Source organism: Erythrobacter sp. SG61-1L (assembly GCF_001305965.1).
GTDB lineage: Bacteria > Pseudomonadota > Alphaproteobacteria > Sphingomonadales > Sphingomonadaceae > Andeanibacterium.
The window spans coordinates 588,224-611,636 of record NZ_JXQC01000003.1 but is presented as its reverse complement, the minus strand read 5'-3'; the positions used below and the strand labels follow the sequence as shown (position 1 = coordinate 611,636).

The 23,413-nt window shown below is 64.7% G+C and carries 22 protein-coding genes, 1 tRNA gene and 1 other RNA gene; 9 read left to right on the top strand and 15 right to left on the bottom strand.

Features of this window, described 5'->3' with window-relative positions; genetic code table 11:
- Positions 1–200: 200 nt before the first annotated feature.
- Together SZ64_RS03145 and aqpZ are read left to right on the top strand one after the other, a co-directional pair.
- Positions 201–920 (top strand): HPP family protein, encoded by a 720-nt coding sequence (locus tag SZ64_RS03145; RefSeq protein ID WP_054529501.1) that lies wholly within the window; start codon positions 201–203, stop codon positions 918–920.
- A 103-nt stretch (positions 921–1,023) separates the two neighbouring features.
- A complete protein-coding gene (gene aqpZ, locus SZ64_RS03140; protein WP_054532063.1) occupies positions 1,024–1,722 on the top strand; it encodes an aquaporin Z in 699 nt (232 codons plus the stop codon).
- Positions 1,723–1,783: 61 nt separating this feature from the next.
- Here the strand turns inward: aqpZ and SZ64_RS03135 are convergent, their stop codons facing one another.
- The 6 genes from SZ64_RS03135 to SZ64_RS03115 all read right to left on the bottom strand — a co-directional run bounded on the left by SZ64_RS03135 (position 1,784) and on the right by SZ64_RS03115 (position 8,513).
- Positions 1,784–2,125, bottom strand: a complete 342-nt coding sequence (locus tag SZ64_RS03135) for a YbaB/EbfC family nucleoid-associated protein (protein ID WP_054529500.1) — start codon at positions 2,123–2,125, stop codon at positions 1,784–1,786.
- Between the two features lie 35 nt (positions 2,126–2,160).
- Positions 2,161–3,972 carry a DNA polymerase III subunit gamma/tau gene (locus SZ64_RS03130; RefSeq protein ID WP_054529499.1) on the bottom strand — a complete coding sequence of 604 codons (1,812 nt, stop codon included), beginning with the start codon at positions 3,970–3,972 and terminating at the stop codon, positions 2,161–2,163.
- Positions 3,973–4,125: 153 nt separating this feature from the next.
- An RNA gene (gene ffs, locus SZ64_RS18140) (signal recognition particle sRNA small type) lies at positions 4,126–4,220 on the bottom strand.
- Between the two features lie 312 nt (positions 4,221–4,532).
- A complete protein-coding gene (locus tag SZ64_RS03125; RefSeq protein WP_054529498.1) occupies positions 4,533–4,811 on the bottom strand; it encodes an ETC complex I subunit in 279 nt (92 codons plus the stop codon).
- 34 nt (positions 4,812–4,845) lie between these two features.
- Complete coding sequence (gene hrpB / locus SZ64_RS03120) at positions 4,846–7,371, bottom strand: ATP-dependent helicase HrpB (RefSeq protein ID WP_054529497.1); 2,526 nt, start codon at positions 7,369–7,371, stop codon at positions 4,846–4,848.
- Between the two features lie 131 nt (positions 7,372–7,502).
- Positions 7,503–8,513 carry a polyprenyl synthetase family protein gene (locus SZ64_RS03115; RefSeq protein ID WP_054529496.1) on the bottom strand — a complete coding sequence of 337 codons (1,011 nt, stop codon included), beginning with the start codon at positions 8,511–8,513 and terminating at the stop codon, positions 7,503–7,505.
- A gap of 99 nt (positions 8,514–8,612) precedes the next feature.
- On the opposite strand from SZ64_RS03115, the gene SZ64_RS03110 reads away from it, so the two are divergent.
- Complete coding sequence (locus SZ64_RS03110; protein WP_054529495.1) at positions 8,613–8,912, top strand: chorismate mutase; 300 nt, start codon at positions 8,613–8,615, stop codon at positions 8,910–8,912.
- 152 nt (positions 8,913–9,064) lie between these two features.
- Here the strand turns inward: SZ64_RS03110 and SZ64_RS03105 are convergent, their stop codons facing one another.
- The 3 genes from SZ64_RS03105 to SZ64_RS03095 all read right to left on the bottom strand — a co-directional run bounded on the left by SZ64_RS03105 (position 9,065) and on the right by SZ64_RS03095 (position 11,598).
- A complete protein-coding gene (locus SZ64_RS03105) occupies positions 9,065–10,378 on the bottom strand; it encodes a HAMP domain-containing sensor histidine kinase (RefSeq protein ID WP_241773086.1) in 1,314 nt (437 codons plus the stop codon).
- A gap of 112 nt (positions 10,379–10,490) precedes the next feature.
- Entirely contained in the window at positions 10,491–11,168 is a 678-nt protein-coding gene (locus tag SZ64_RS03100) for a response regulator transcription factor (RefSeq protein ID WP_054529494.1), read from the bottom strand.
- Between the two features lie 106 nt (positions 11,169–11,274).
- Positions 11,275–11,598, bottom strand: a complete 324-nt coding sequence (locus tag SZ64_RS03095) for a PepSY domain-containing protein (protein ID WP_054529493.1) — start codon at positions 11,596–11,598, stop codon at positions 11,275–11,277.
- A gap of 246 nt (positions 11,599–11,844) precedes the next feature.
- Between SZ64_RS03095 and SZ64_RS03090 the strand changes: the two genes are divergently transcribed.
- Positions 11,845–13,650 (top strand): ATP-binding cassette domain-containing protein, encoded by a 1,806-nt coding sequence (locus SZ64_RS03090; protein WP_054529492.1) that lies wholly within the window; start codon positions 11,845–11,847, stop codon positions 13,648–13,650.
- Positions 13,647–14,222 carry a uracil-DNA glycosylase family protein gene (locus tag SZ64_RS03085; RefSeq protein WP_156313454.1) on the top strand — a complete coding sequence of 192 codons (576 nt, stop codon included), beginning with the start codon at positions 13,647–13,649 and terminating at the stop codon, positions 14,220–14,222. Before SZ64_RS03090 ends, SZ64_RS03085 begins: the two co-directional genes overlap by 4 nt.
- On the opposite strand, the gene SZ64_RS03080 is transcribed toward SZ64_RS03085, so the two are convergent.
- Both SZ64_RS03080 and SZ64_RS03075 read right to left on the bottom strand, forming a co-directional pair.
- Entirely contained in the window at positions 14,219–15,976 is a 1,758-nt protein-coding gene (locus tag SZ64_RS03080; protein WP_156313452.1) for a diguanylate cyclase, read from the bottom strand. The genes SZ64_RS03085 and SZ64_RS03080 overlap by 4 nt on opposite strands.
- 209 nt (positions 15,977–16,185) lie before the next feature.
- Positions 16,186–16,659 (bottom strand): DUF6456 domain-containing protein, encoded by a 474-nt coding sequence (locus tag SZ64_RS03075; protein ID WP_054529489.1) that lies wholly within the window; start codon positions 16,657–16,659, stop codon positions 16,186–16,188.
- 109 nt (positions 16,660–16,768) lie between these two features.
- Here SZ64_RS03075 and SZ64_RS03070 point away from each other — a divergent pair, with 109 nt between their 5' ends.
- Positions 16,769–17,341 carry a helix-turn-helix transcriptional regulator gene (locus tag SZ64_RS03070; RefSeq protein WP_054532061.1) on the top strand — a complete coding sequence of 191 codons (573 nt, stop codon included), beginning with the start codon at positions 16,769–16,771 and terminating at the stop codon, positions 17,339–17,341.
- The gene (locus SZ64_RS03065; RefSeq protein WP_054529488.1) at positions 17,302–18,531 is read left to right on the top strand and encodes a glycosyltransferase; all 1,230 of its coding nucleotides are present in this window, start codon (positions 17,302–17,304) and stop codon (positions 18,529–18,531) included. Before SZ64_RS03070 ends, SZ64_RS03065 begins: the two co-directional genes overlap by 40 nt.
- Positions 18,532–18,579: 48 nt before the next feature.
- Here SZ64_RS03065 and secF read toward each other — a convergent pair whose 3' ends face one another.
- Genes secF through yajC form a run of 3 tightly spaced genes read right to left on the bottom strand, consistent with a single transcriptional unit; the run spans position 18,580 to position 21,507 of the window.
- Positions 18,580–19,557, bottom strand: a complete 978-nt coding sequence (secF, locus tag SZ64_RS03060) for a protein translocase subunit SecF (protein WP_054529487.1) — start codon at positions 19,555–19,557, stop codon at positions 18,580–18,582.
- A 17-nt stretch (positions 19,558–19,574) separates the two neighbouring features.
- Positions 19,575–21,173: a protein translocase subunit SecD gene (gene secD, locus SZ64_RS03055; protein ID WP_054529486.1), complete on the bottom strand. Its 1,599-nt coding sequence runs from the start codon at positions 21,171–21,173 to the stop codon at positions 19,575–19,577.
- Positions 21,174–21,186: 13 nt separating this feature from the next.
- Positions 21,187–21,507: a preprotein translocase subunit YajC gene (gene yajC, locus SZ64_RS03050; protein WP_054529485.1), complete on the bottom strand. Its 321-nt coding sequence runs from the start codon at positions 21,505–21,507 to the stop codon at positions 21,187–21,189.
- Between the two features lie 218 nt (positions 21,508–21,725).
- Here yajC and SZ64_RS03045 point away from each other — a divergent pair.
- A tRNA-Pro gene (locus tag SZ64_RS03045) sits at positions 21,726–21,802 on the top strand.
- Positions 21,803–21,857: 55 nt separating this feature from the next.
- On the opposite strand, the gene SZ64_RS03040 is transcribed toward SZ64_RS03045, so the two are convergent.
- Positions 21,858–22,709, bottom strand: a complete 852-nt coding sequence (locus SZ64_RS03040; protein ID WP_054529484.1) for a fumarylacetoacetate hydrolase family protein — start codon at positions 22,707–22,709, stop codon at positions 21,858–21,860.
- A gap of 222 nt (positions 22,710–22,931) precedes the next feature.
- Here SZ64_RS03040 and SZ64_RS03035 point away from each other — a divergent pair, with 222 nt between their 5' ends.
- On the top strand, positions 22,932–23,345 hold the full coding sequence (locus SZ64_RS03035) for a holin family protein (protein ID WP_054529483.1): 414 nt from the start codon (positions 22,932–22,934) through the stop codon (positions 23,343–23,345).
- Positions 23,346–23,413: the final 68 nt, after the last annotated feature.

Here is a 23,413-nt window from a genome sequence, read left to right as displayed (position 1 = left end):
GCTGGCCGGAGGGCCGGAACGCGCGGAATCTGGCGGAATTGCTGGGCATGGCAGGGCAGTGGCAGATTGCGGCGGTGTAGGAAAACGATATTGGGCCACGCGCCCTTCCCGTTGGAACAGGCCGTGAACTGACGGACGCCAAACTTGACGCGGGCAGCAGCCGCGTTACGGCCCGCGCGATTTTTCCTCGGGTTTCCTCCATGCTTTCCCAAATTCTCCGCAGCACGGCAGCGCTTGGGCGCCAGCCCGCTCTCGGCCATCTCGGCTGGCTGCGCGGGGCGTTGGGGGCGGCGCTGGGCATCTTTCTGGCAGGTGCGGCGACCTTTGCCATTGTCAGACTTGCGGGCGGAATCGCGGATATGGGCACCCTGCCCTGGCTGGTCGCGCCGCTCGGCGCATCGGCCGTGCTGGTATTCTGCGTCCCCGCCAGTCCTCTGGCCCAGCCATGGCCGGTTATCGGTGGAGATCTGCTTTCCGCGCTGGTCGGCCTCGCGGCGGGCCATCTGTTCGGCACGCCATGGATCGCGGCGGGCACAGCGGTGGGCACGGCCATCGCGGTGATGACGCTGACCCGCTGCCTCCATCCGCCGGGCGGTGCCTGCGCCCTGCTCTGCGCGCTGGGCGCCACTGGGCCGGAGCATTGGGGCTATGCCCATATGATCCCGATTGCGGCCAATGTCGGCGTGCTGGTGCTGGTCGGCTGGCTCTACAACAATCTCACCGGCCATGCCTGGCCCCATGTCATGCCCACACCGCCCGCCCCGGCAAATGCCGCGCTCTACCAGCGCGAAGATCTGGATGCCGTGCTGGAAGAATGGGACGAATTGCTGGACGTCGATGCCGACGATCTCGACGCGCTGTTTCAGGCCGTGGAACGGCACGCACGCAACCGGGCTGCGCAGGGCAAGAGCAGGCGATAGGCCCCGCTCCCCCCCCTTCCGCGCCCTTATGGTGAAGATTTCGTTTCGCACCTGACTGCCCGCAGGGTTACCCTCCCCCCTCAACAGGAGAGGAGATATGGGCATGACCAGAAAACTCACCGCCGAACTGATCGGCACATTCTGGCTGGTTTTCGGCGGATGCGGATCGGCCGTGCTGGCAGCGGCCTACCCCGAACTGGGGATCGGCTTTGCGGGCGTGGCGCTGGCATTCGGCCTTACCGTGCTGACCATGGCCTATGCGCTGGGCGGCATTTCCGGCGGCCATTTCAACCCGGCGGTTTTACTGGGGCTGGCCGTGGCCAACCGCTTCGCCTGGAAAGACCTGATCCCCTACTGGATCGCCCAGGTGGTGGGCGCTGCGATTGCGGGCGCCGTGCTCTATGCCATCGCCAGCGGCAAGCCGGGCTTTGAAGCGGGCGGATTTGCCTCCAACGGCTTCGATAATCTCTCACCCGGCGAATATTCCATGCAGGCCGCGCTGCTGGTGGAAGTGGTGCTGACCGCAGGTTTCCTGATCGTGATCCTGGGCGCGACGTCCAAGGCGGCACCGGCCGGGTTCGGCGGACTGGCCATCGGGCTGGCGCTGACGCTGATCCACCTCGTTTCCATTCCGGTGACCAATACTTCGGTCAATCCGGCCCGCTCCACCGGGGTGGCGCTGTTTGCCGAAACGGCGGCACTCGGCCAGCTCTGGCTATTCTGGGTGGCCCCGCTGATCGGCGGCGCGCTGGGTGCGCTTATCTGGCGCTATCTGCTCGCGTCGGAAGCAACCGAAGGCTGAAACGGAACCGCCCGGCAATCCATGCCGGGCGGGCCCTTTTTCCAAAGAATTACGAAGCGCCTCAGCCCATGCCGGGCAGGTTGAAGCCCGGCGGCAGGCCCATGCTGCCCTGGATCTTCTGCATTTCCGCATTGGCGGCCTGATCGGCCTTGCTGCGGGCATCGTTGAAGGCCGCGGTGATAAGGTCTTCCAGCATCTGCTTGTCTTCCGGAACGATCAGGCTGTCGTCGATCGACACGCCCAGAATGCGGCCCTTGGCACTGCAACGGATTTTCACCAGCCCGCCGCCAGACACGCCTTCCACCTCGATATTATCGAGCGTGACCTGCGCATCGTTCATCTGCTTCTGGATCGTCTCGGCCGCCTGCTGCGCGGCCTTGAGCATTTCTTCCATAGATTTCATGATAATACCCTTGGATATTCAATCAGATTGTTAATTCAGCGGCGGCCCCATTGGCGCTGCCCACCCGAAGGCTGAGCCTCTTCCTCCACCAGTTCGGCGGCGGGGAAGGCCTCGAAGGCGGCCTTGACCAGCGGTGCCTCGCGGATGCGGCGGATTTCATTGGACTTCGCGTTCTCCACCGTCTCGACAAGGGTGGATTCCCCGCCCTGCTCCACGCGTTCCACTTCCCAGCGCTCCCCGGTGATCTTCAGGAACGCGTCGCGCAATTCGGCGGACAGATCTTCCTTGAAAGGCGGCGCCAGCGAATAGACCAGCTTGCCGGGCGCGATATCGGCCACGCGCACCTGCAGCTTCATCTTGTTGGCCAAGGTCATATGGCCCGGCAGGCCGGAATGCTCCACCCGGTCGACCAGATCGGCCCAATTGACGGCCGGAACCACTACCCGTGCCTGCGGGGCGCCCTCGCCCCCGGAAGTGCCGGATGAGGCAGGCGCACCGGCAAAGGCGCCGCTGGCCGCCATATCTTCCAGCTTCTTCGCCAGAGTGCCCGGATCGGGCATGTCGGCGGCATGCATCACGCGCAGCAGCGCCATCTGCGCTGCCACCAGCGGATCGGGCGCCTGGCGCACTTCGTCATGGCCCTTCAGCAGCAATTGCCACAGGCGATGAAGCTGGCCGGCACTGAGCTTTTCCGCCCATTCCTCGATCAGCGCACGCTCTTCCGCCGTCGCCGCCTCGCCGCCGCTGCGGCCCACCTGCGCCACCGTGATCCGGTGGCAGATGTCCATCAGCGAACGCATCAGGGCCAGCGGCTCGACACCGAGCGAATATTGATTGTCCACCAGAGCCAGCAGGCCTTGCGGATCGCCATTGAGCAGTGCGGCAAACAGCGTGCGCAGGGCGCTGCGGTCTGCCAGGCCCAGCATGTCGCGCACACGCTCGCCCGTGACCTTGCCGCCCGTATCGAGATCGGCATGGGCAATCGCCTGATCGAGGATCGACAGCCCGTCTCGCACCGAGCCTTCGGCAGCGCCGGCAACCATGGCCAGCGCATCGTCTTCCGCCTCGACGCCTTCCTTCACGCAGATGCCCGCGAAGTGATCCTTCAGCAGAGGCGTGGGAATGCGCCGCAGGTCGAAACGCTGGCAGCGGGAGAGCACCGTGACCGGCAGCTTGTCCACTTCGGTGGTGGCGAAGAGGAACTTCACATGTGCAGGCGGTTCCTCAAGAGTTTTCAGCAACGCATTGAAAGCATTGCGGGAAAGCATGTGAACTTCGTCGATAATGTAGATCTTGTAGCGCGCCGATACGGCGGCATAGCGCACGGCCTCGATGATCTCGCGCACATCGTCCACGCCCGTATGGCTGGCGGCGTCCATCTCGATCACGTCGATATGGCGGCCTTCGGCAATCGCCGTGCAGGGTTCGCACTGGCCGCATGGCGAGATGGTCGGCCCGCCCTGCCCGTCCGGCCCGACGCAGTTGAGTGCCTTGGCGATCAGGCGCGCGGTGGAGGTCTTGCCCACCCCGCGCACGCCGGTCATCAAAAAGGCATGGGCCAGCCGGTCCCGCGCGATGGCATTGGCCAGCGTCTTCACCATCGCATCCTGCCCGATCAGCTCGGCAAAGGTCTGCGGGCGATATTTGCGGGCCAGCACGCGATAGGGCTGCGCGGCGACGGATTTGGGTGCGGCGGGAGCGGGAGCCGCTGCGGCAGCCACCGGCGCAGGCTTCTCCGGCCCGGAATCGACCGGCCCGCCAAACAGCGCGGATTGGCCCGCGGCCTCAAGCTCCGCAGCGGAGGGCTGCGTCTCTTCCTCGCCGTCGATGTGGGGTGAATCGACCATGGGCCCTAGGTAGGGGGTCGGCGCCGAATTGTCAGTGAAAAAGGAGCCGGGCGCTTTGGCTGGAAGGCCGCTCCGGCCCGCGCCCCCACCCGGCCACCCAATCAGAGGTATGCTTTGGGAGGCCGGGTGGGGGCGCGGGTTGGTGCCGCATCTTGCAAAGGAGCCGGCCGACCCGCCGCTGACCGTTGTGGCTGCTTCCTTCCGGACCTGACCAGGTTGGCGGACGCAAACGTCCGACCGACTCCCGGGCGGGCATATGGCGGGGGATTCGCGAAATTGCAACCTGCTAGCCCCCTCCTCTTCAGAGGAGGGGGTTGGGCACGCACCCTGCGGCGACCAGAACCGGCTCAATGCAGCCATGCCGGACGCCCTGCCCAACATCTAACGTCATTGCGAGCGGCGCAGCCGCGCGGCAATCCAGGGCGAAACACGCCGGGCTGTGGATTGCTTCGGGCCTATGGCCCTCGCAATGACGAAGCGATGACGAACTGGTCAGAGGCTTCGCGCTTCAGGCACGCAGAAGTCTCGCTGTCCCTCCTCTGAAGAGGAGGGACAATCACTTACCGGAAATTATCCGCGTAAGCCTGAATCTTGAGGGCGCGCGGCGGGGTCGCATGGACGCGGGCAGGAATGCCGTGTTTGGCGGCATAGGCCTGCGCCTCTTCCTTGGTGGGGAACTTCAGCTGCACCTGCTGCTGCGTGTCGCCGCTGCCAGCCCAGCCCATCAGCGGATCGGGCTTCTTCGCCTCCGCCGGATCGAATTCGAGAATCCACTGGCCAAGCAGGGCCTTGCCGGACTGCATGGCATTCTTCGGGCGTTGGTAGATGCGTGCGCTCATGGAAAAGAGCCTTTCGTCAAAAGCGCGAGTCGAATCAAGTGCGCGTTGACGCGTTGAACGCGTTCTTCGTTTTCAGGCTCGGCGCCTCGGTCCATGGTTCCTCGGGCCAGCGGTGCTTGGGATAGCGGCCCTTCATGTCCTTCACCACGTCGCGCCAGCTGCCGCGCCAGAAGGCCGGCAGGTCGCGCGTGGCCTGAACCGGGCGCCCGCCGGGGCTGGTAAGCTGGAGCAGCAGCGGCTGTGGCGGCTGCCCGATCATCGGGTGCCGGTCCAGCCCGAACAGGGCCTGCACCCGCACTTCCACGCTTGGGCCGCCATCCGCGTCATAATCGATGGCATGATGCGTGCCCGCCGGGCTGGTCCATTCGCGCGGAGCCAGCCGGTCGAGCTTCTGGCGCGAATCCCAGTCCAGCCGGTTCAGCAGCGCCTCGGTCAGCGGACCTTTCGGCAGATCGAGATCGCGGCGTTTTTCGAGCAGCGGAGCGAGCCAGTCTTCTGCTTCCTCAGCCAGAGATTCCAGCGAAAGCGCCTCCAGCCCGGCATGGCGCGCGCGGGCCATCAGGGTTTTCGGCAGGATATCCGCCAGCTTTTCCCTAGCCTTATCCACAAGCAGCGCCGTGACTGCCACCGGGTCCGGCTTGGGATCGGGGCCGCTGGCGAGCGTGATCGCACCCAGCCGCCGTTCCAGCCGCGCCTCCACCCGGCCTTCCGCCGCGTTCCAGTTGAGGACGGAGCGCCGCTCGATCAGACGGGCAAGGTCGCGTTCCACTTCCTCGGCAGTGAGCGGCCATGCGGCGGTGATCCGCGCGGCCTGTGCCCTGCCCTGTGCGTCGCCAATGGCCAGCCATTCGGCGCGCGCCAGCGGCGAGGTGGGGTCGAGCGTGTAACCCCGTCCGCCCGCGCTGATCCAGCTTTCGCCAGAAGCATCGCGGCGGCGGGCGAGATTGTCCGGCAAGGCGCGGGCGAGGAGGGCGCCCAAGTCCACCGCATCCGCTCGTCCTGAGCCTGTCGAAGGACGCGCGCTGTGGGTGCCCCCAAGATCAAGCGCTTTCCCGTGGCCTTCGACAGGCTCAGGCTGAGCGGGTGTGGTTTTGGCAAGGCCAGTCGCCCGCTTCGCCCAGCCATCGGCCAGCTTGCGCGATGCCTCCGCGCGCGAGGATCGATCGCCGTCCCAGCGGGAAAGCCTTTGCGACAAATCCTCGCTGCGCCCACCCAGCCCGCGTTCCTGCAGCAGCAGCGCCAGCCGTGCCGCGCCGCGTGCATCGCCAGCCTCGGCACCGAACAGCACCATGGCGGCAAGCGGCGGCTCCATCGGCAATTGGGCCAGCTTGCGGCCGAAATCCGTGATCCGCCCTTCCCCATCGAGCGCGCCCAGCGCCGCAAGCCGCCCGCGCGCGGCAGAAAGTGCAGCGGCGGGCGGCGGATCGATCCACGCCATCGCCGCCGGATCGCCCGCCCCCCATTGGGCCAGCGCCAGCATCAGCGGCGCAAGGTCTGCCGTCAGCATTTCCGGCGGATCGAAGGCAGGCCGACCGGCATGGGCGCCTTCTTCCCAGAGGCGATAGGCGACGCCCGGCCCCTGACGCGCCGCGCGGCCTGCGCGCTGGGCGGCGGATGCCTGGCTGGCCCGCGTGGTGACGAGATGCGTCACCCCTGCCGCCAGATCGAACTCCGCCCGCCGGGCCAATCCGCTATCCACCACTACCGACACGCCATCCAGCGTGAGCGAGGTTTCCGCGATGGAGGTGGCCAGCACGATACGGCGGCGCCCTTCGGCATCGCGCTTGATCGCGATACGCTGACCCTGCGGGTCCACTTGCCCGTGCAGCGGCAGGATCGGGACATTGGGCAGCTTCTCGGCCAACCGTTCCCTTGTGCGCTCGATCTCGCCCACACCGGGCAGGAAGGCGAGGATATCGCCCTGCTCCTGCCGCCATGCGGTGAGGATGGCGGATGTCATCGCATCCTCGACACGCAATTCCGGGCGACTGCCCAGCCATTCGATCCGCAGCGGATGGGCCTTGCCCTCGCTCTCCACCACACGTGCATCGCCCAGCAAGCCCGCAAAGCGCGTGCCGTCAATCGTGGCGGACATGACGATCAGGCGCAGATCGTCGCGCAGCACTTGCTGGCTTTCCACCGCGAGGGCAAGGCCAAGGTCGCTGTCCAGATGTCGCTCATGCGCTTCGTCGAACAGCACGGCAGAAATGCCCGAAAGCTCGGGATCGTCGAGTATCTGCGCGACGAAGATCGCCTCCGTCATCACGACGATCCGCGTCTTGCCGGACATCCTGCTGTCCAGACGCGTCAGATAACCCACGGTTTCGCCGGGCTTCTCCCCCAGCAGTTCCGCCATGCGTTCGGCAGCAGCACGCGCGGCCACGCGGCGGGGGGAAAGCAGGATCACCTTGCCACTGCACCATCCCTCACCCAGCAGCGCGGGAGCGACGGAAGTGGTCTTGCCCGCGCCCGGCGGGGCGATCAGCACGGCGGAACTGCGCGCCCGCAGGGCGCCGAGAAGTTCCGGCAGGACGACATGGATGGGCAGTTGCTCAGCCATCTCCATTCCGTCCGTGCTGAGCCTGTCGAAGCACAGTTCTTCCTTTCGGCGCCGTGCTTAGAAAGAAAAACGGCCCTTCGACAAGCTCAGGGCAGACGGGTCAGTAAATGACCCGCCAACTGCGTTAAATTTTAATACCCCCGCGAAACCGCGAACTGGGCTGCTTCCACCATCGCTTCGCGCGCCTTGGTGGCGGGGAAGATGGACAGGGCATCGATAGCGCGCTGAGCGAAATGGCGGGCGCGTTCGCGTGTGGCGTTCACGGCGTCATGGCTCTGGATCAGCTCCACCGCATGGGCGAGGTCCGCATCGGACGTGCGGTGCCCGGCAATGGCGGCGCGCCAGAAGCTGCGTTCTTCCTCATTGCCGCGCGCATAGGCCAGGATCACCGGCAGGGTCATCTTGCCTTCGCGGAAATCGTCGCCCCGGTCCTTGCCCATTTCGGACGCGTCGGAGGAATAATCCAGTGCATCGTCCACCAGCTGGAAGGCAATGCCCAGATTGCGGCCATAATCGTCCAGCGCCTGTTCTTCCGCTTCGCTGCGTTCCGCCACCACGGCGGCAATGCGGCTGGCGGCGGCAAAGAGCGCTGCCGTCTTGGAGCTGATGATCGAGAGATAGCGTTCCTCGCTCGTCTCGATCTGGCGCTGGGCGGTCAGCTGGTCCACTTCGCCCTCGGAAATGACCGAAGAGGCGTTGGACAGGATTTTCAGAACCTTGAGGCTGCCGTCTTCCACCATCAGTTCGAAGGAACGGGTGAAGAGGAAATCGCCCACCAGCACCGTGGCCGGATTGCCGAAAATGATGTTCGCCGCAGCCTTGCCCCGGCGCATGTCTGACCCGTCAACCACATCGTCATGCAGCAAGGTGGCGGTGTGGATGAATTCCACAGCGGCGGCCAGCTTGTGATGGCGCGTGCCCTGATAGCCGATCAGTTCCGCCCCGGCGAGCGTGAGCATCGGACGCATCCGCTTGCCGCCGCCGGAAATGAGATGGCCGGCAAGCGCCGGAATCAGCGGGATTTCACTCTGCATCCGATCCAGGATCACTGCGTTGACGGCGTTCATTGCCGTGGCGGTGAGAGACAGGATCGGGGCCAGCGACGGCTCCTTGCGGGGAAGCGGAATAACCTCTGCGCTCATGCGAGGTGCCCATGGAAGCAGACAGGCCGCTTGGCAAGCGTGGAATGTGTGCTAGGGCCTGCCTGTTCCGCCTGTAATCCGTCCCAATCAGCGACAGCGATGACCAACCAGACCTCACCCGACCCCGTCCTCGCCGGCTTCCGCAAGAGCATCGACAATATCGATGCCGCGTTGATTCACATGCTGGCCGAACGCTTCCGCATCACCAAGGCGGTGGGCGAATACAAGGCGACGACCAATCTGCCCGCGAGCGATCCGGGCCGCGAGGAACGCCAAATCGCCCGCCTGCGCACGCTGGCGACGGAAGCCGATCTCGATCCAGAATTCAGCGAGAAGTTCATCCGCTTCGTGATCGACGAGGTGATCCGCCACCATATGCAGGCGAAGAACGGGAAGTAAGTTTCCCGCCCAACAGCACTACCCCGCTCAGGCTGAGCCTGTCGAAGGCCACGCACTGTGGGTTACCCCAGGATCAGCAACTTTCCCGTGTCCTTCGACAAGCTCAGGATGAACGGGCGTTGGTATTGGGGCCTATAGGGGCCACTTGAGCCCTAACCCACTCGCGGCAGGCGCAGTTCCACCAGCAGACCGCCCAGATCCTCGCTCTCACCCAGAGTGACGCTGCCGCCGTAGATTTCCGCGACATCGCGCACGATGGCCAGGCCAAGGCCGGTTCCGGGCTTGCCCGTATCCAGCCGCGCGCCGCGATCGAAGATGCGGATGCGCTCGCTCTCGGGAATGCCCATGCCGTCATCTTCCACCTGGATCAGGCAATCCGGCGATTTCGGATCGGCATCGATAGTCACGAACACACTGCCGCCGCCATATTTGGCCGCGTTCTCGATCAGATTGCCAAGAATTTCGTCCAGATCCTGCCGCTCTATGGCCACGCGCGCATTCCGATTGCCGGCAAGATCGAAACGGGTCGTGTCGTAAAGGCGGGTGACCGCGCGCAGCACTGCCTCCACGCTCTCGCCCACATTGGCGCGCGAAAGGCCCACCGCGCGGCGGCCCACAGCGCGAGCGCGGGCGAGGTGATGGTCCACCTGACGGCGCATCACGGCTGCCTCGCGGATCACAGTATCGGCCAGATCGGGTGCCTTGGCGGTGGCCGCGTTCATCACCACGGTCAGCGGGGTCTTGAGCGCATGGGCAAGGTTGCCCGCATGGGTGCGCGCCTCTTCCGCCTGCTTTTCCGAATGGGCCAGCAGCGCGTTGAGTTCCTCCACCAGCGGCTGCACTTCCAGCGGCAGCGGATCGGCCACGCGATTGGCGCCGGTAGTGCGCATGCGCTTGATCGCCAGCCGCACGCGGCGCAGGGGGCCAAGGCCATACCATGTCTGCAGGCCAGCCATCAGGAACAGGCCCATACCCAGCACCACGAAGCTCCAGAACAGGATCGAGCGGATGCGGGTGATCTGCGCGTCCAGATCGTCTCGGCTGGCGGCGACGACGAACCACCATTCGGTGTCGCTGCCGGGCAGCAGGATGGTGCGTTCCATCACGCGCAGCTTCTCGCCCGGGAACTGGTCGCTATCGTAAATATGCGGCGCGGCGAGGAACTGCGTGGAATCGACTTTCAGCGAGCGATCCCACAGCGAGCGCGAGGCGAAATCATCATGCCCCTTGCCGGTGATCTGCCAGTAAAGGCCGCTATTGGGTTCCAGAAAGCGCTGATCGCCCAGCGGGCGGTTGAAGAATACTTCCCCGTCCCCGCCGATCTCGGCCGAGCCGACCATGGCGGTGAGCATGTAATCGAGCTGTTCGTCGAAATTGCGCGTAACCAGCCCGGCCAGCGTGCGATCCAGCGCGATACCGCCCAGCAGCAGCAGGATGGTGATCCACCCCGCGGCAATGAACATCATGCGGCGGGCCAGGCTGCCCGTATGCGGCACGTCGCGCGAAACCGCTTCCGCAGCGACGGCACCCTCCTCCGAAGCGGCGCCCGCGGCAGGCGCCGTCATCATCGCGGGGGTGTCATTCGCGCGGAGCGTCTGCGGGATCGTCGAGGCTGTATCCGAGGCCACGGATGGTGGTAATCACATCTGCACCCAGCTTCTTGCGAATGCGGGTGACAAAGACCTCGATCGTGTTCGAATCGCGGTCAAAATCCTGATCGTAAATATGTTCGATCAGTTCGGTGCGGCTGACCACCTTGCCCTTGTGGTGCATCAGGTAGGACAGCAACTTGTATTCCTGCGCGGTGAGCTTCACCGGCTCTCCGGCCAGCGTCACGCGGCCGGAACGCGTATCCAGCCGGACGTCGCCCGCAGTCAGTTCGGAAGAGGCATTGCCCGAAGCGCGGCGGATAAGCGCGCGCAGGCGGGCAATCAGTTCTTCGGTCTGGAACGGCTTGGCGAGGTAATCATCCGCCCCTGCATCCAGCCCGGCCACCTTGTCCGACCAGCTGTCGCGCGCGGTCAACACCAGCACCGGAAAGCCGCGGCCTTCCTTGCGCCACATGCCCAGCACGGTCAGCCCGTCAATCTCCGGCAGGCCGAGGTCGAGGATCACGGCATCGTAATCCTCCGTACTGCCCATAAAGTGGCCATCCTCACCATCGGTGGAAAGGTCCACGGCATAGCCGTTCTGTTCCAGCGTGTTCTTGAGCTGCTGGCCGAGAGTGGGTTCGTCCTCGACGATCAGGATCCGCATCGCCTCATTCCCTGTCTGGTCCGCCCGGAGACCGGGCGGCGCAAGTGCTGAGCCTTGCTTTGGTTCCTTGTGCGGAATGCGTCAACCAAGAGACGGAACTACCTGCCTATTCGCTGCGGGAAAGCACGCGGCCGGAGCGCGCATCCACGTCTACGAATACGACCTTGCCGTTCCTGATGAATTTCAACCGGTAAGCCTTCGCCACCGAATCATAGGCCGGGCCGAGATATTGCATATCGCCCATCTGCGGCACGATCCGGCGTTCGATCTCTTTCAGCGGCAACACATTGCCGGCGCGCATTTCCTTGCGGGCGGCGCCCTGCTCGTCGCGGTTCTGCGTCTGGGCAAAAGCCACGGGCGCAACCGCGCTCGACGCGGTCAGCGCGCCAAGTGCAAGCGGGGCCAGAACGGGAGCAATCAGCCTGAACATCGTGGAGCTGTACCTAGAAAGGGGGCTTTGAACGAGGTGTGAATGAGGCGAAACTGTGGCGTTCAGATAAGGTTCCGGGCGAATGGCATCCCCGGCGTGTGGAGTGCCCACGGCAATGCAGCCCGCCACGCCTTACCGCAAGCCCCCGGCTGCGATCCCTGCCGTACCGTGCCAAACCTGCCACGCTGCCCCATCCTGCCGCCTGCCATGCTGGACGCGGCGGCAGTGCCCCGCTAGGGGCGCGCCATGGCAGAACCACCGATCTTGAGCTGGGAAGGACTGGGCCTGATCCAGGGCAGCGGCTGGCTTTTCGGAAACCCCGAAACCGGCGGCATCGACCTGCATATCGGCCCGCGCGACCGGATTGCCCTGATCGGGCGCAATGGCGCGGGCAAGACCACCCTGCTCAAGCTGATCGACAACCTTATCGACGCAGACCGGGGCAAGCGCACCGTTAGGCCCGGCACCCGTGTGGTGATGCTGGAGCAGGAACCTGACTTCACGTCTCACGAGACGCTGATGGACTATGCCCTGTCCGGCCCGAATGCCCCGCAGCGGCACGAAGTGGAAGCGATTGCCGACCAGATCGGCATCGACCTTTCGCGCACGGCGCAGAGCGCCAGCGGCGGCGAGAAGCGCCGTGCCGCCCTGTGCCGCGCGCTGGCCAGCGAACCCGACCTGCTGCTGCTGGACGAGCCGACCAACCATCTGGACCTTGCCGCGATCGACTGGCTGGAAGACTGGCTGAACCGCTATCGCGGCGCCTTCGTGGTCATCAGCCATGACCGTACCTTCCTCACCCGCCTTACCCGCGCGACCATGTGGCTCGACCGGGGCAGCCTGCGCCGCAAGGACGTGGGCTTCGGCGGGTATGAGGCATGGGAAGAACAGGTCTATGCCGAGGAAGCGCGCGCGGCCGAAAAGCTGGATGCGAAGCTGAAGCTGGAAGCGCACTGGCTGGAACGCGGCGTGACTGCGCGCCGCAAGCGCAATCAGGGCCGTCTGGAAAAGCTATGGGAAATGCGCGCCCAGCGCGCTGCCATGCTGACGCCGGGCGGCACGGCCAAGCTGGCGCTGAAGGCAGACGATACCAAGACCAAATCCGTGATCGTGGCGGAACACGTCACGAAAAGGTTCGGCGATCGCACGATCATCCGCGATTTCAACCTGCGCATCCAGCGTGGCGACCGGATCGGCCTTGTCGGTTCCAACGGCGCGGGCAAGACTACATTGCTCAAGCTGCTGACCGGCGAGATGCAGCCCGATGAAGGCAAGATCACGCTCGCCAAGACGCTCAGCGGCGTGATGATCGACCAGCAGCGCAGCCTGCTCAGCCCCGACAAGACCGTGCGCCAGATCATCGCCGAAGGTGGCGACTGGGTGGATGTGCGCGGCGTGCGCAAGCATGTGCAGGGCTATCTCAAGGAATTCCTGTTCGACCCCGCCATTGTCGACATGAAAGTGGGCGTGCTGTCCGGCGGCGAACGGTCGCGCCTGCTGCTGGCTCGCGAATTCGCGCGCGAATCCAACCTGCTGGTGCTGGACGAGCCGACCAACGATCTCGATCTGGAAACGCTGGACCTGCTGCAGGAAGTGATCGCCGATTATGACGGCACGGTGCTGATCGTCAGCCACGATCGCGACTTTCTGGACCGCACCGTAACTGTCACTCTCGGGCTGGATGGCAGCGGCGCGGTGGACATCGTGGCGGGCGGCTATGCCGACTGGGAAGCCAAGCGCAAACAGCGCAGCGCACCCGCCAAGGCAAAGCCCAAGGCGGACGGGGCTGCTTCCGCACCGCCCCCGCCCCCACCGCCGAAGCGCACCAAGCTGTCCTACAAGGACCAGCGCGATTACGAGTTGCTTCCCAAGCGGATCGAGGAACTGGAAGCCGCCATTGCCCGCGATGAAGAGGCGATGCACGATCCCAGCCTCTACACGCGCGATCCGGCGCGTTTTGCCAAGCTGTCCGACGCAATCGCCAAGGCGCGCGACGAGAAGGATGCGGCCGAGATGCGCTGGCTGGAACTGGCCGAACAGGTCGAAGGGTGAGCGATCTCCACCGGGAGATCGCCGACTGCACCCTCTGCACCCCGCACCTGCCGCTCGGCCCCCGGCCGGTCGTGCAGTTTTCGGCCACGTCGCGCCTGCTGATCGTCGGGCAGGCGCCGGGCACCAAGGTCCACGCCAGCGGCGTTCCGTGGGACGATGCCAGCGGCGCGCGATTGTGCGAATGGACCGGGCTGACCAACGCCCAATTGCACGATCCCGCAAGGGTTGCGATCATGCCGATGGGCTTCTGCTATCCCGGCAAGGGCAAAAGCGGCGACCTGCCCCCTCGCCCCGAATGCGCGCCCTTGTGGCATGAGCGCCTGCTGGCAGAGCTGGACGACGTCCGCCTGACCTTGCTGGTCGGAATACATGCGCAGGCCCGCTACCTGCCCCAGGCGCGCAGGCTGACCATGGCGGAGCGGGTGCAGTGCTTCGCCGAATTCGGCCCGCGCTACTTCCCCCTGCCGCATCCGTCATGGCGCAGCACGATCTTCATGCGCCAAAATCCGTGGTTCGAAGCCGAGGTACTGCCGCAATTGCGCGCAGCGGTCGGGAAGGCTCTGGGCGACTAGTTCTCGATCCAGGGCACTTCGCCCGGCGCCCAGCGCTGGGTGCCGTTCACGGCCATTTCCAGCCGGTTGCGCCCCTTGGCCTTGGCCAGAACCACGGCGGCGTCTGCCCGCTTCATCGTCTCGTCCAGCGTATCCTTGATCCGCGCAACCCCCGCACTCACCGTGGCCCGTGGGCCGCCCAGCCCTTCCGGGCCGCTGATGTCGGACAGGGTCAGCACCACGCGCTGACACAGGGCCTCTGCCTGTTCCGGGCTGGCGCCGGACAGCAGAACGGCGAAGCGTTCCCCGCCGATGCGCGAGATGATGTCGTTCTTGCGCATCAGGCTGCGCAGCAGGCGGGCCACGGTGGTCAGCACCTTGTCCCCCACATCATGGCCGTAATCGCGATTGATGGAGCGGAAATCGTCAATGTCGAAGATCGCCAGACACCCGTCGATCGGCGCTTCCAGATGATATTGCAGCATCGAATTGAAGGCGCGGCGATTGGTCAGCTTGGTCAGTGGATCGGTCAGGATCGCGGCGAAAAGCTGCTGTTCCAGCGCCTTGCGTTCCTCGATACTGCGCAGGGTGATGATCGCCCCTGCCACCTGCCGGCCATCATCGCGCCAGCCCCTGATCTTGGTATCGAACCAGCGTTCCCCGCCGGCATCGGTAAAACCGAGGAATTCATTCCACGCCGAAGCCGGCGAGCCGTCGGAAATCACGGCATGCAATTCCGACTGGAACGAAGCGATATAGGAAGGGTGGATCAGGTCCAGCACATTGCGGCCCAGCAATTCCACCGGATGCATCTCGGTCATCTTCTCGACGCTGGGCGAGGCATAGAGGATGCCTCCTTCCCGGTCCGTCTTGATGATGATATCGCTCATATTCTCGGCCAGCAGGCGGTACATGCCCTGGCTCTCATGGATGGCGAAGTCCTTCGCCTCCAGCGACATCTCCACCGAAGCGGAAGCCCTGCCCTGTTCCTGCAGCGCCTTCGACAGTCGTCGGTTCTGGGTGATATGGCCTGCCAGCGGCTGAAGGCAGATCACTGCCACCGCGAAATAGAACTGCAGGAACTGGGTGTCGCCCGAAAGGGCCATCGGCAGGATGGGCTGCACCAGCGTTCCGGCCTCTTCCGTGCCCCATGCGGCCACTGCCAGCACGAAGATCCCCATCGACGCCGCCGTCATGCCGAAACGGCAAGTGGCGATCATCGCCACCAGCACCGGCACCAGATAGGCCCCGCTCCATGGCTGCCACATGGCGCCGCACATGGTGACGGCGATCAGCGTGAGGAAGGCACCCATTTCCAGCAGCCGCGCGGGCGTCTGGCGCTCCAGCCAGCGGCCAAGGCTGCCGCCCACCACCAAGCTGAACATGGGGAAGAAGGCCATGATCCCCAGCGAATGGGCGAAGACATATTTCCCGAAGTGATCGAGCCACGGCCATCCGGCGACGCCATACATCGCCGTTGCCAGCAGCAGCCCGCCGACGACAGGCGCCACCAGCCCGATGGACGCCGCATCTGCCAGCCATTCGCTCAGCAATTCACTGCCCTGCCGCTTGCGCCGGGTGAGCAGCCGGGCCGCCACCCATGCTTCCACCACATGGGCCGCCACACAGGCAGCCGCGAAATAGGGGCCTTCTCCCGCCAGCAAGGCCGCCGCACCGCTGCCGACCCCCGCTAGTGCGAGGAATCTGGCCCATTGCTGGCGCGGCGCATGGAGCAGAATGGCGATCAGCAAACCCGCTGCCGGCCACAACAGCATGGGCCCTGTCGCGCTGCCTTGGGGCGGCAGGGCAATCAGTGCCAGGCCGCAATAAGCGACGAGAAAGAACAGCGCCGTGAAGCTTTTGCGGAACACGGGCAGGATCGTGAAGTTACGCGGTTACCGGGTTCTGAAATTTGATCCTCTATGCCCGGTTAACGCTAAGGCTTCTGTGGATATCCCGCCGATTGCCCCGTCCGCCTGTCCAATCACGGGACACGATAGAAATCCGCCACCCTTTCCAGCGCCAGTCGCAGCACCAGCTTGCCGCTGCGGGATGGCCATTCGAGTGCTTTTTCCGCGTCCGGCAGGCTTTCACATGCACACACGACTCGCCACAGTATGTCGGACAGGCCGCTGCCCGCCATGGCGAGCGCGCCATCGAAACGCTGCCGCGCCGCGATCTGCCGCTCGCTCGGGGCAAGGCCGCCGCCCGAAGCACCGCCCCCGCGCAGGGGTTCCCACCTCATGGTTACGCGTGGGCCGATTGCAGCGCGTTCATAGTCTGCACGCAGGCATTCACCTGCAACAAACAACCGGTCTGTCAGATGGCCACGCGCATGGAGCCAGCTGAGCGGGCTTTCAGCCTGATTCACGGTCACACGGCGACGGCGCGGAGCGGCTGCGCGCTCGCGACGAGGGCCTTCGCTGGTCAGTTCACGCTCGGCGAGCTGGGGTTTCATGGCGTCATCCTCTCTTGCGGCTGGCTGGGAGTGAAAGGCCTTGCCAAGGTTGGGTTCTTGTAGGAAAGAGAAAAACACCGATTTGGTTATCTGAGGGGAGTTGTCGGCCATGATCAATCGCATTCGGGACATCCGAAAGGAAAAGGGCATGACCCTGGCCGATGTTGCCGCCGCCTGCGTGCCGGCAACCACAGCGCAGACCATCGGCCGGCTCGAAACCGGCATGCGCAACCTCTCGCTCACCTGGATGAACCGCATCGCCGCCGCGCTGGATGTGGAACCGGAAATGCTGGTGCGCAGCGAAGCCGCCGCCCAGCCGCAGGTCATCGCCCGCCTGACCGAGGCAGGGGCCGAACCGCTGGGTTCCCCGCGCGACGCCATCCTGCCGACAGAGCTGGAAAGCAGCGCCCCCCTGGTCTGCCTCTCGGTGGAAAGCGGCGCGGGCGAATATCGCCCCGGCGATCAGATCTGGCTGCGCCAGCTTCCGCCGGAAGAAGCCCCGCGCATGATCAATCGCGATGTGCTGGTGCCCCGCAAGGGCGGCCGCTTCGCCTTCGGGCGCCTGATAGACCGGCAGGGCAACATGGTAGGCATCCTGCCGCCCGGCTCCGGCCAGCGGCAGATCGTGGTGGAAAATCCCGAATGGCTGGCAATGGCGGAAATGCTGGTCCGCAAGCTGTGACACGCCCGGTGCGGCGAGTCCTTTCGATCGCCACGCTTTATCCCAATTCAGCCAAGCCCCGCTTCGGCACTTTCGTCGCCCGCCAGATGGAAGCGCTGGCCGCGCGCGGCGACTGGGACGTGACCCTTATCAATCCCATCGGCATCCCGCCGATCGCATTCGGCCGCTACCGCACCCTTACGCGGGTGCTGACCAGCGGCGTGGAAGGCGGCGTGGATGTTCGCCGGATACGCTTTGCCTTGCTGCCGAAGATCGGCGCCTGGCTGAACCCGGCGGCCATCGCCCGCGCCGTTCTGCCGCTGGCGCGCGATCTGCATGCGCAGCGCCCCTTCGACATCGTGGATGCCCAATTCTTCTATCCCGACGGCCCCGCCGCCGCGCGGATTGCCAAATCGCTGGGCCTGCCCCTGTCGATCAAGGCACGCGGCGCGGATATTCACTATTGGGGCATGAAAGACCGGGCGCATCTCGCGATGCTGGAAGCCAGCGAACAGGCGGCCGGGCTTCTGGCGGTCTCCGAAGCTCTGGCAACCGATATGGAAGCGCTGGGGATGGAGCGTGCGAAGATCACCATCCACAGAACCGGGCTGGACCATGCGCGGTTTCATCCACTGGGCCGGGAGGCTGCGCGTCAGGCCCTGTCAGCCGCCTATGGCCTGCGCATCGCGCCGGGGCAGAGGCTGCTGGCCAGTGTCGGCGCGCTGATCCCGCGCAAGGGGCAGGCCTATGTGATCGAGGCACTGAAGGCGCTGGACGACACGTTGCTGGTGCTGGTCGGCAAGGGGCCGGACGAGGAAAGCCTGCGGCAGCTCGCCGCGAAGCTGGGCCTGGCAGCCCGGGTGCATTTCCTCGGCAGTGTCGACCATGACCGTCTGCCGGTCATCCTGTCGGCCGCCGATGCGATGGTGCTTCCGTCCGCCAGCGAAGGCCTCGCCAATGCATGGGTGGAAGCACTGGCCTGCGGTGCGCCGCTGGTGATCTGCGATGCAGGCGGCGCGCGCGAACTTGTCCGCGATGCGTCGGCCGGAGTGATCGTGGAGCGCAATGGCGCAGCCGTTGCTCAGGGCATTCGCGCCCTTCTGGCCAATCCGCCCGCACAGCAGGCCGTGATCGCCAATGCCGCCGCCTTCAGCTGGGAAGCCAATGCGGCCGCCCTGGCGGATTATTACGAAGGCTTACTGGCCCGCTGACACGCCCGCGCCGGGATTACCCCGATGCGCGGGCGGTCAGTCGACGGATCAGGCCTCGCCGCGCGCCAGAGCGTCGGCCTTGTCGCCCACGTTTTCTTCCGGAACGAAGCTGTGCGAATCGACGCCCAGCCAGATCAGGATCGGCGCGGCCATATAGACCGAGCTGTATGTCCCCACGAAGATGCCCAGCGTGATCGCGGCGGTGAAGCCGAACAGGCTCGCCGGGCCCATCAGCAGCAGCGCTACCAGCACGATCAGGATGGTGAGCGAGGTCATCACCGTGCGCGCCAGCGTTTCGTTGACCGAGAGATCGAGAATCTCCGGCAGCTGCATCTTGCGGTATTTCTTCATGTTCTCGCGGATACGGTCATAGACCACAATCGTATCGTTCAGCGAATAGCCGATGATGGTCAGGATCGCGGCCACGATCTTCAGGTCGAACTCGATCTGGAAGAGCGCGAACATCCCCAACGTGAGCGACACGTCATGGACCAGCGCGAACAGCGCGCCCACGCCGAACTGCCATTCGAAACGCACCCAGATATAGATCGAAATCGCCAGCATGGCGAAGCCGAGCGCATACATGGCCGTGCTGAACAGCTCGCCAGAAACCTTGCCCGAAACCGAGGTAAGGTCGTCGATCCGAGCATCCTTGAACTCGGCCTCGATCGATTTCACGATCTTGGTGGTCATCGCATCGGACGCGGCCGGATTCTTGGCCACTTCTTCGGGCAATGGGAAGCGGATCGAAACTTCGTTCTGTGCGCCCGCGATCTGGATCACCGGCTCGCCATAACCGAGGCCTGCCACCTGCTCGCGCAGTTCGGCGACCGGCGCCTCCTTGCTCTGCGTGAAGGTGACGAGAATCTGCTGGCCGCCGACAAAATCGACGCCGAGATTGAGGCCCCGGATCAGCACGAGCGCGATACTTGCCACGATCAGCAGGGTGCTGAACGAGTAGAACGGCACGCGCCACTTGAGGAAGTGAATATTCGTATCGTCAGGGACGAGTTTGAGCAGTCGCATCTTTGTCCGCCCCTTGCTTAGATGTTGAGTTCCTGCGGCCGCGCCTTGCGCAGCCAGCCGGCGACCCACAGGCGGGTCATGGTCACGGCCGTGAACACGGATGTCACGATGCCGATCATCAGCACCACAGCGAAACCGCGCACCGGGCCGGAGCCGAAGGCGAAGAGCAGCACGGCGGCGATCACGTTGGTGATGTTCGCGTCGAAGATCGCGCGGCTCGCTTCCTTATAGCCGGTTTCGATGGCCGCGACGACACGGCGCCCGCGCTTTCTCTCTTCGCGTATGCGTTCGTTGATCAGCACGTTGGCGTCCACCGCCGCACCGATGGTCAGCACGAAACCGGCGATGCCCGGCAGGGTCAGCGTGGTCTTGAACGCCGCCATCACGCCCAGCAGCATCAGCACGTTCACCACCAGCGCGGCATTGGCGTAGAGGCCCAGCCGGCCATAGGTGAAGCCCATCAGCATGAGCACCGCGAGCGAGCCGATGCTCATGGCCAGTAGGCCCTTGCGGATCGAGTCAGCGCCCAGTTCGGGGCCGACGGTGCCCTGCTGGATCACGGTCAGGTCGACCGGCAGCGCACCCGAACGCAGCGAAATGGCGAGTTGGTTGGCGCTTTCCGCCGTGAAGCTGCCGGAAATCTGCGCCTTGCCGCCAAGGATCGGCTCGTTGATGTTCGGAGCGGAAAGCACCTGGCCGTCAAGGATGATGGCGAAGGGCTTGCCGACATTCTGCGCGGTCAGGTCGGCGAACTTCTTGCCGCCCGCCTGATCGAAGGTGATGTCCACCACCGCCTGATTGCTGCGCTGTTCGAAGCTCTGCTGGGCGTTGGTGAGCGAATCCCCGCGAATGCCGCCAAGGCGCTTCACGGCAATTGAAGTGCCCGCCAGCGGAGTGCCCGGCGCATAGGGAACGATTTCGCTACCCGGAGGGGCAATGCCCTGCACGATGTCAGATTGCAGCGCGGTGACGTCCACCAGCTTGAATTCCAGCTTGGCGGTCTGGCCCAGCAGCGACTTGAGCGCTTCGGGATCGCTGAGGCCGGGAACCTGCACGGAAATGCGGGTATCGCCTTCGCGGATAATGGTCGGCTCGCGCGTGCCCAGCGCGTCGATACGCTTGCGGACCACTTCGGTCGCCGTATCCATCGCGTTGGAAATCGCCTGTTCGAGGCCGTTCTTGGTGGGGGTCAGCACGAAACGGCTGCCATCCACCACTTCAAGGTTCCATTCCCGCACCGGGCCGCTGCCATTGACGAGCGGCAGCAGTTCTTCCCGCGCGCGGTCCACCTGAGTGGCATCGTCGAGCAGGAAGCTGATCCGGCCATTGCTGCTGGAAAGATCGCCGATGCGGATGGCCGGCGAAGCCTGACGCAGCACGCGGCGCACGTCTTCTTCCATGCTTTCCAGACGCTGGCGGGCGACCTGCGAAGTATTCGCCTCCAGCAGGATCTGGCTGCCACCGGCAAGGTCCAGCCCCAGATTGACCTGCGGCCCCGGAAGGGCCTCCGGCCATTTCACGCCGCTGAGCGAAGCGATGGTCGGCAACGCAGCGGCAACCGCCGTCAGCGTCAGGAACCAGAGCCAGACCTTTTTCCAACCGGGAAAATCGAGCATCGCGCTTGTCCGATCAGTCGTTGGCGGGGGTGCCGCCGGGCGTCAGCACATCGGTGATGGTCTGCTTGACCGCCTTCACCTTCACGCCCTGGGCGAGTTCGACTTCGACATAGACATCGTCGACCTTGACGATCTTGCCGACAAGGCCGCCGCCGGTAACCACCTGGTCCCCGCGCTTCACGCCCTGCACTTTCTGCTGGTGTTCCTTCTGTCGCTTCATCTGCGGGCGAAGGATCAGGAACCAGAAGATCACGATCATGCCGACGATGGGCAGGAAGCCCATCAACTGCTGCGTGCCGCTGGCTCCGGCGCTGGCGGAAAGGTAATCAAGCATCAGGCACGCCCCTCATCATCGGCGGAAATTTTCGCGTTCAGTTGGTGCCGGAATGTTGGATTTCAAGGCTCCGGCAAACAGGTTGCGCGCCTAGCAGCAAAGCCATGGGGGTGCAACGCGCCTGCCCCCTTTCGCCATTCCGCACAGCTTCGATCCAAAAGGCCGGAACGGCGCTTGCATGATCGCAGACACCTGCCTATAGGGCGCGCCTCCACTGTCGGGACGTAGCGCAGCCTGGTAGCGCATCACACTGGGGGTGTGGGGGTCGGAGGTTCGAATCCTCTCGTCCCGACCAGTGGACTTAACTCACCCCAAAATCGTCAGACGCGGCCCCGGCTTTAAGCCGGGCGTCAGGTCGCACGGGCAACGCGGTTCTCGATCGCTCCGATGCCGTCGATCTCGCAGCGCACTACGTCACCTTCCTGCAGGAATTGCCTGGGGTCCATGCCCATCCCGACGCCTTCCGGCGTGCCCGTGGCGATCAGGTCACCCGGCTCAAGCGTGAAGGCGGTGGAGAGATATTCGATCTGCTTCGCGATCGGGTGAATCATGTTGGCAGTGGTGCTTTCCTGCCGTTTTTCGCCATTCACGAAACAGCGCAGGGCCAGGGCCTGAGGGTCGGCAATCTCGTCCGCCGTGACGATCCACGGGCCGATGGGGCCATGTGTGTCGAAACTCTTGCCCATGGTGAAAGTGGGCGTGTGCTTCTGCCAGTCGCGCGCGGAAACGTCGTTCGCCACGACATAGCCGAAGATGTGGGACAGCGCCTCGTCCGCACTTACGCCTTTGGCCGGTGCGCCGATCACCACGCCAAGTTCCACTTCGTAATCGACCATTTCCGAAACGCCGGGGTCGATGGAATCGAAGGGGCCGGAAATGCAGCTGGTCTGCTTGTTGAACCAATATTGGTGGGCAGGCGTGGAATCGCGTCCCATTTCCGCGACATGCTTGGCGTAATTCATCCCGATGGCGATATATTTGCCCGGCCGCAGCGGGGCGAGCAGGCGCACGTCCTGCAGCCGGTGATGCGGGGCGATCACATCGGTCAGCTCGCGGATTTCCTGCAGCGCAGCCTCACCCCCGGCGATGATCGAGAGCATATCGGGGAACTGGCATCCGGCGGCGGCCAGGCTGATGACGCCTTCATCCTCCACCACGCCGATGTCGGTCTGTCCGGCAATCTCGAACCGTGCGAGCTTCATGCGAAATCCTCTCTTTCAGGGGCCTTCGCGCCTCCTAACCCGAGAGCGACCACAAGGCGACCGAGGAAGCACACAAGGCAGGCAGAAGGAGGCAGAACGGCAACAAAAGGGAACCGGAGGCGGGCCGCGCCGAGTCAACGCGCCACATCGGATTTTCCATTTTCCTACACGAACCATTTTGGTTACTTCATCCTGCGAATCGCAATTCACAGGAGCAGACCCATGGCAATCCTCGACGTGCTGATCGGCCCGATTTCCTCGATCATCGACAAGGTGATTCCCGACAAGGCCGCGCGGGAAAAGGCCCGGCTGGAATTGATGAAGCTGGAAGGCACGCAAGAAATGGAACTGATCCAGGCCCAGCTTTCCGCCATCGTGGCTGAAGCCAATTCGAAAGACCCATGGACCAGCCGCGCCCGGCCCAGTTTCCTCTATGTGATCTATGTCCTGCTGCTGTGGGCGATTCCCATGGGGCTGATCGCCGCTTTCCGCCCCGAAGTGGCGCGCGACATCGCCGGCGGCATGAACGCCTATCTCAACGGGCTGCCGGAGCCGCTCTATGCCCTCTTCGGCACCGGCTATCTCGGCTACACCGCCGCGCGCCAATGGGGAAAGGTCAAGGGAGTGGAGAGGTAATCAGCCCCTCCCACACTGCCTTCCCACCCACCCGCCCCCCTTCCCGCTATGTCGCGCCTCCAAGGAGA

Coding starts and splice junctions, on each gene's coding strand:
- secF (WP_054529487.1), bottom strand. CDS start 19,557: ATGCGACTGCTCAAACTCGTCCCTGACGATACGAATATTCACTTCCTC.
- secD (WP_054529486.1), bottom strand. CDS start 21,173: ATGCTCGATTTTCCCGGTTGGAAAAAGGTCTGGCTCTGGTTCCTGACG.
- SZ64_RS03065 (WP_054529488.1), top strand. CDS start 17,302: ATGGCTGGCAATGGCGGAAATGCTGGTCCGCAAGCTGTGACACGCCCG.
- SZ64_RS03035 (WP_054529483.1), top strand. CDS start 22,932: ATGGCAATCCTCGACGTGCTGATCGGCCCGATTTCCTCGATCATCGAC.
- hrpB (WP_054529497.1), bottom strand. CDS start 7,371: ATGGCTGAGCAACTGCCCATCCATGTCGTCCTGCCGGAACTTCTCGGC.
- SZ64_RS03040 (WP_054529484.1), bottom strand. CDS start 22,709: ATGAAGCTCGCACGGTTCGAGATTGCCGGACAGACCGACATCGGCGTG.
- SZ64_RS03130 (WP_054529499.1), bottom strand. CDS start 3,972: ATGGTCGATTCACCCCACATCGACGGCGAGGAAGAGACGCAGCCCTCC.
- SZ64_RS03090 (WP_054529492.1), top strand. CDS start 11,845: ATGGCAGAACCACCGATCTTGAGCTGGGAAGGACTGGGCCTGATCCAG.
- SZ64_RS03145 (WP_054529501.1), top strand. CDS start 201: ATGCTTTCCCAAATTCTCCGCAGCACGGCAGCGCTTGGGCGCCAGCCC.
- SZ64_RS03110 (WP_054529495.1), top strand. CDS start 8,613: ATGACCAACCAGACCTCACCCGACCCCGTCCTCGCCGGCTTCCGCAAG.
- SZ64_RS03095 (WP_054529493.1), bottom strand. CDS start 11,598: ATGTTCAGGCTGATTGCTCCCGTTCTGGCCCCGCTTGCACTTGGCGCG.
- SZ64_RS03135 (WP_054529500.1), bottom strand. CDS start 2,125: ATGAAATCTATGGAAGAAATGCTCAAGGCCGCGCAGCAGGCGGCCGAG.
- SZ64_RS03070 (WP_054532061.1), top strand. CDS start 16,769: ATGATCAATCGCATTCGGGACATCCGAAAGGAAAAGGGCATGACCCTG.
- aqpZ (WP_054532063.1), top strand. CDS start 1,024: ATGACCAGAAAACTCACCGCCGAACTGATCGGCACATTCTGGCTGGTT.
- SZ64_RS03100 (WP_054529494.1), bottom strand. CDS start 11,168: ATGCGGATCCTGATCGTCGAGGACGAACCCACTCTCGGCCAGCAGCTC.
- SZ64_RS03075 (WP_054529489.1), bottom strand. CDS start 16,659: ATGAAACCCCAGCTCGCCGAGCGTGAACTGACCAGCGAAGGCCCTCGT.
- yajC (WP_054529485.1), bottom strand. CDS start 21,507: ATGCTTGATTACCTTTCCGCCAGCGCCGGAGCCAGCGGCACGCAGCAG.
- SZ64_RS03115 (WP_054529496.1), bottom strand. CDS start 8,513: ATGAGCGCAGAGGTTATTCCGCTTCCCCGCAAGGAGCCGTCGCTGGCC.
- SZ64_RS03080 (WP_156313452.1), bottom strand. CDS start 15,976: ATGCTGTTGTGGCCGGCAGCGGGTTTGCTGATCGCCATTCTGCTCCAT.
- SZ64_RS03105 (WP_241773086.1), bottom strand. CDS start 10,378: ATGATGTTCATTGCCGCGGGGTGGATCACCATCCTGCTGCTGCTGGGC.
- SZ64_RS03125 (WP_054529498.1), bottom strand. CDS start 4,811: ATGAGCGCACGCATCTACCAACGCCCGAAGAATGCCATGCAGTCCGGC.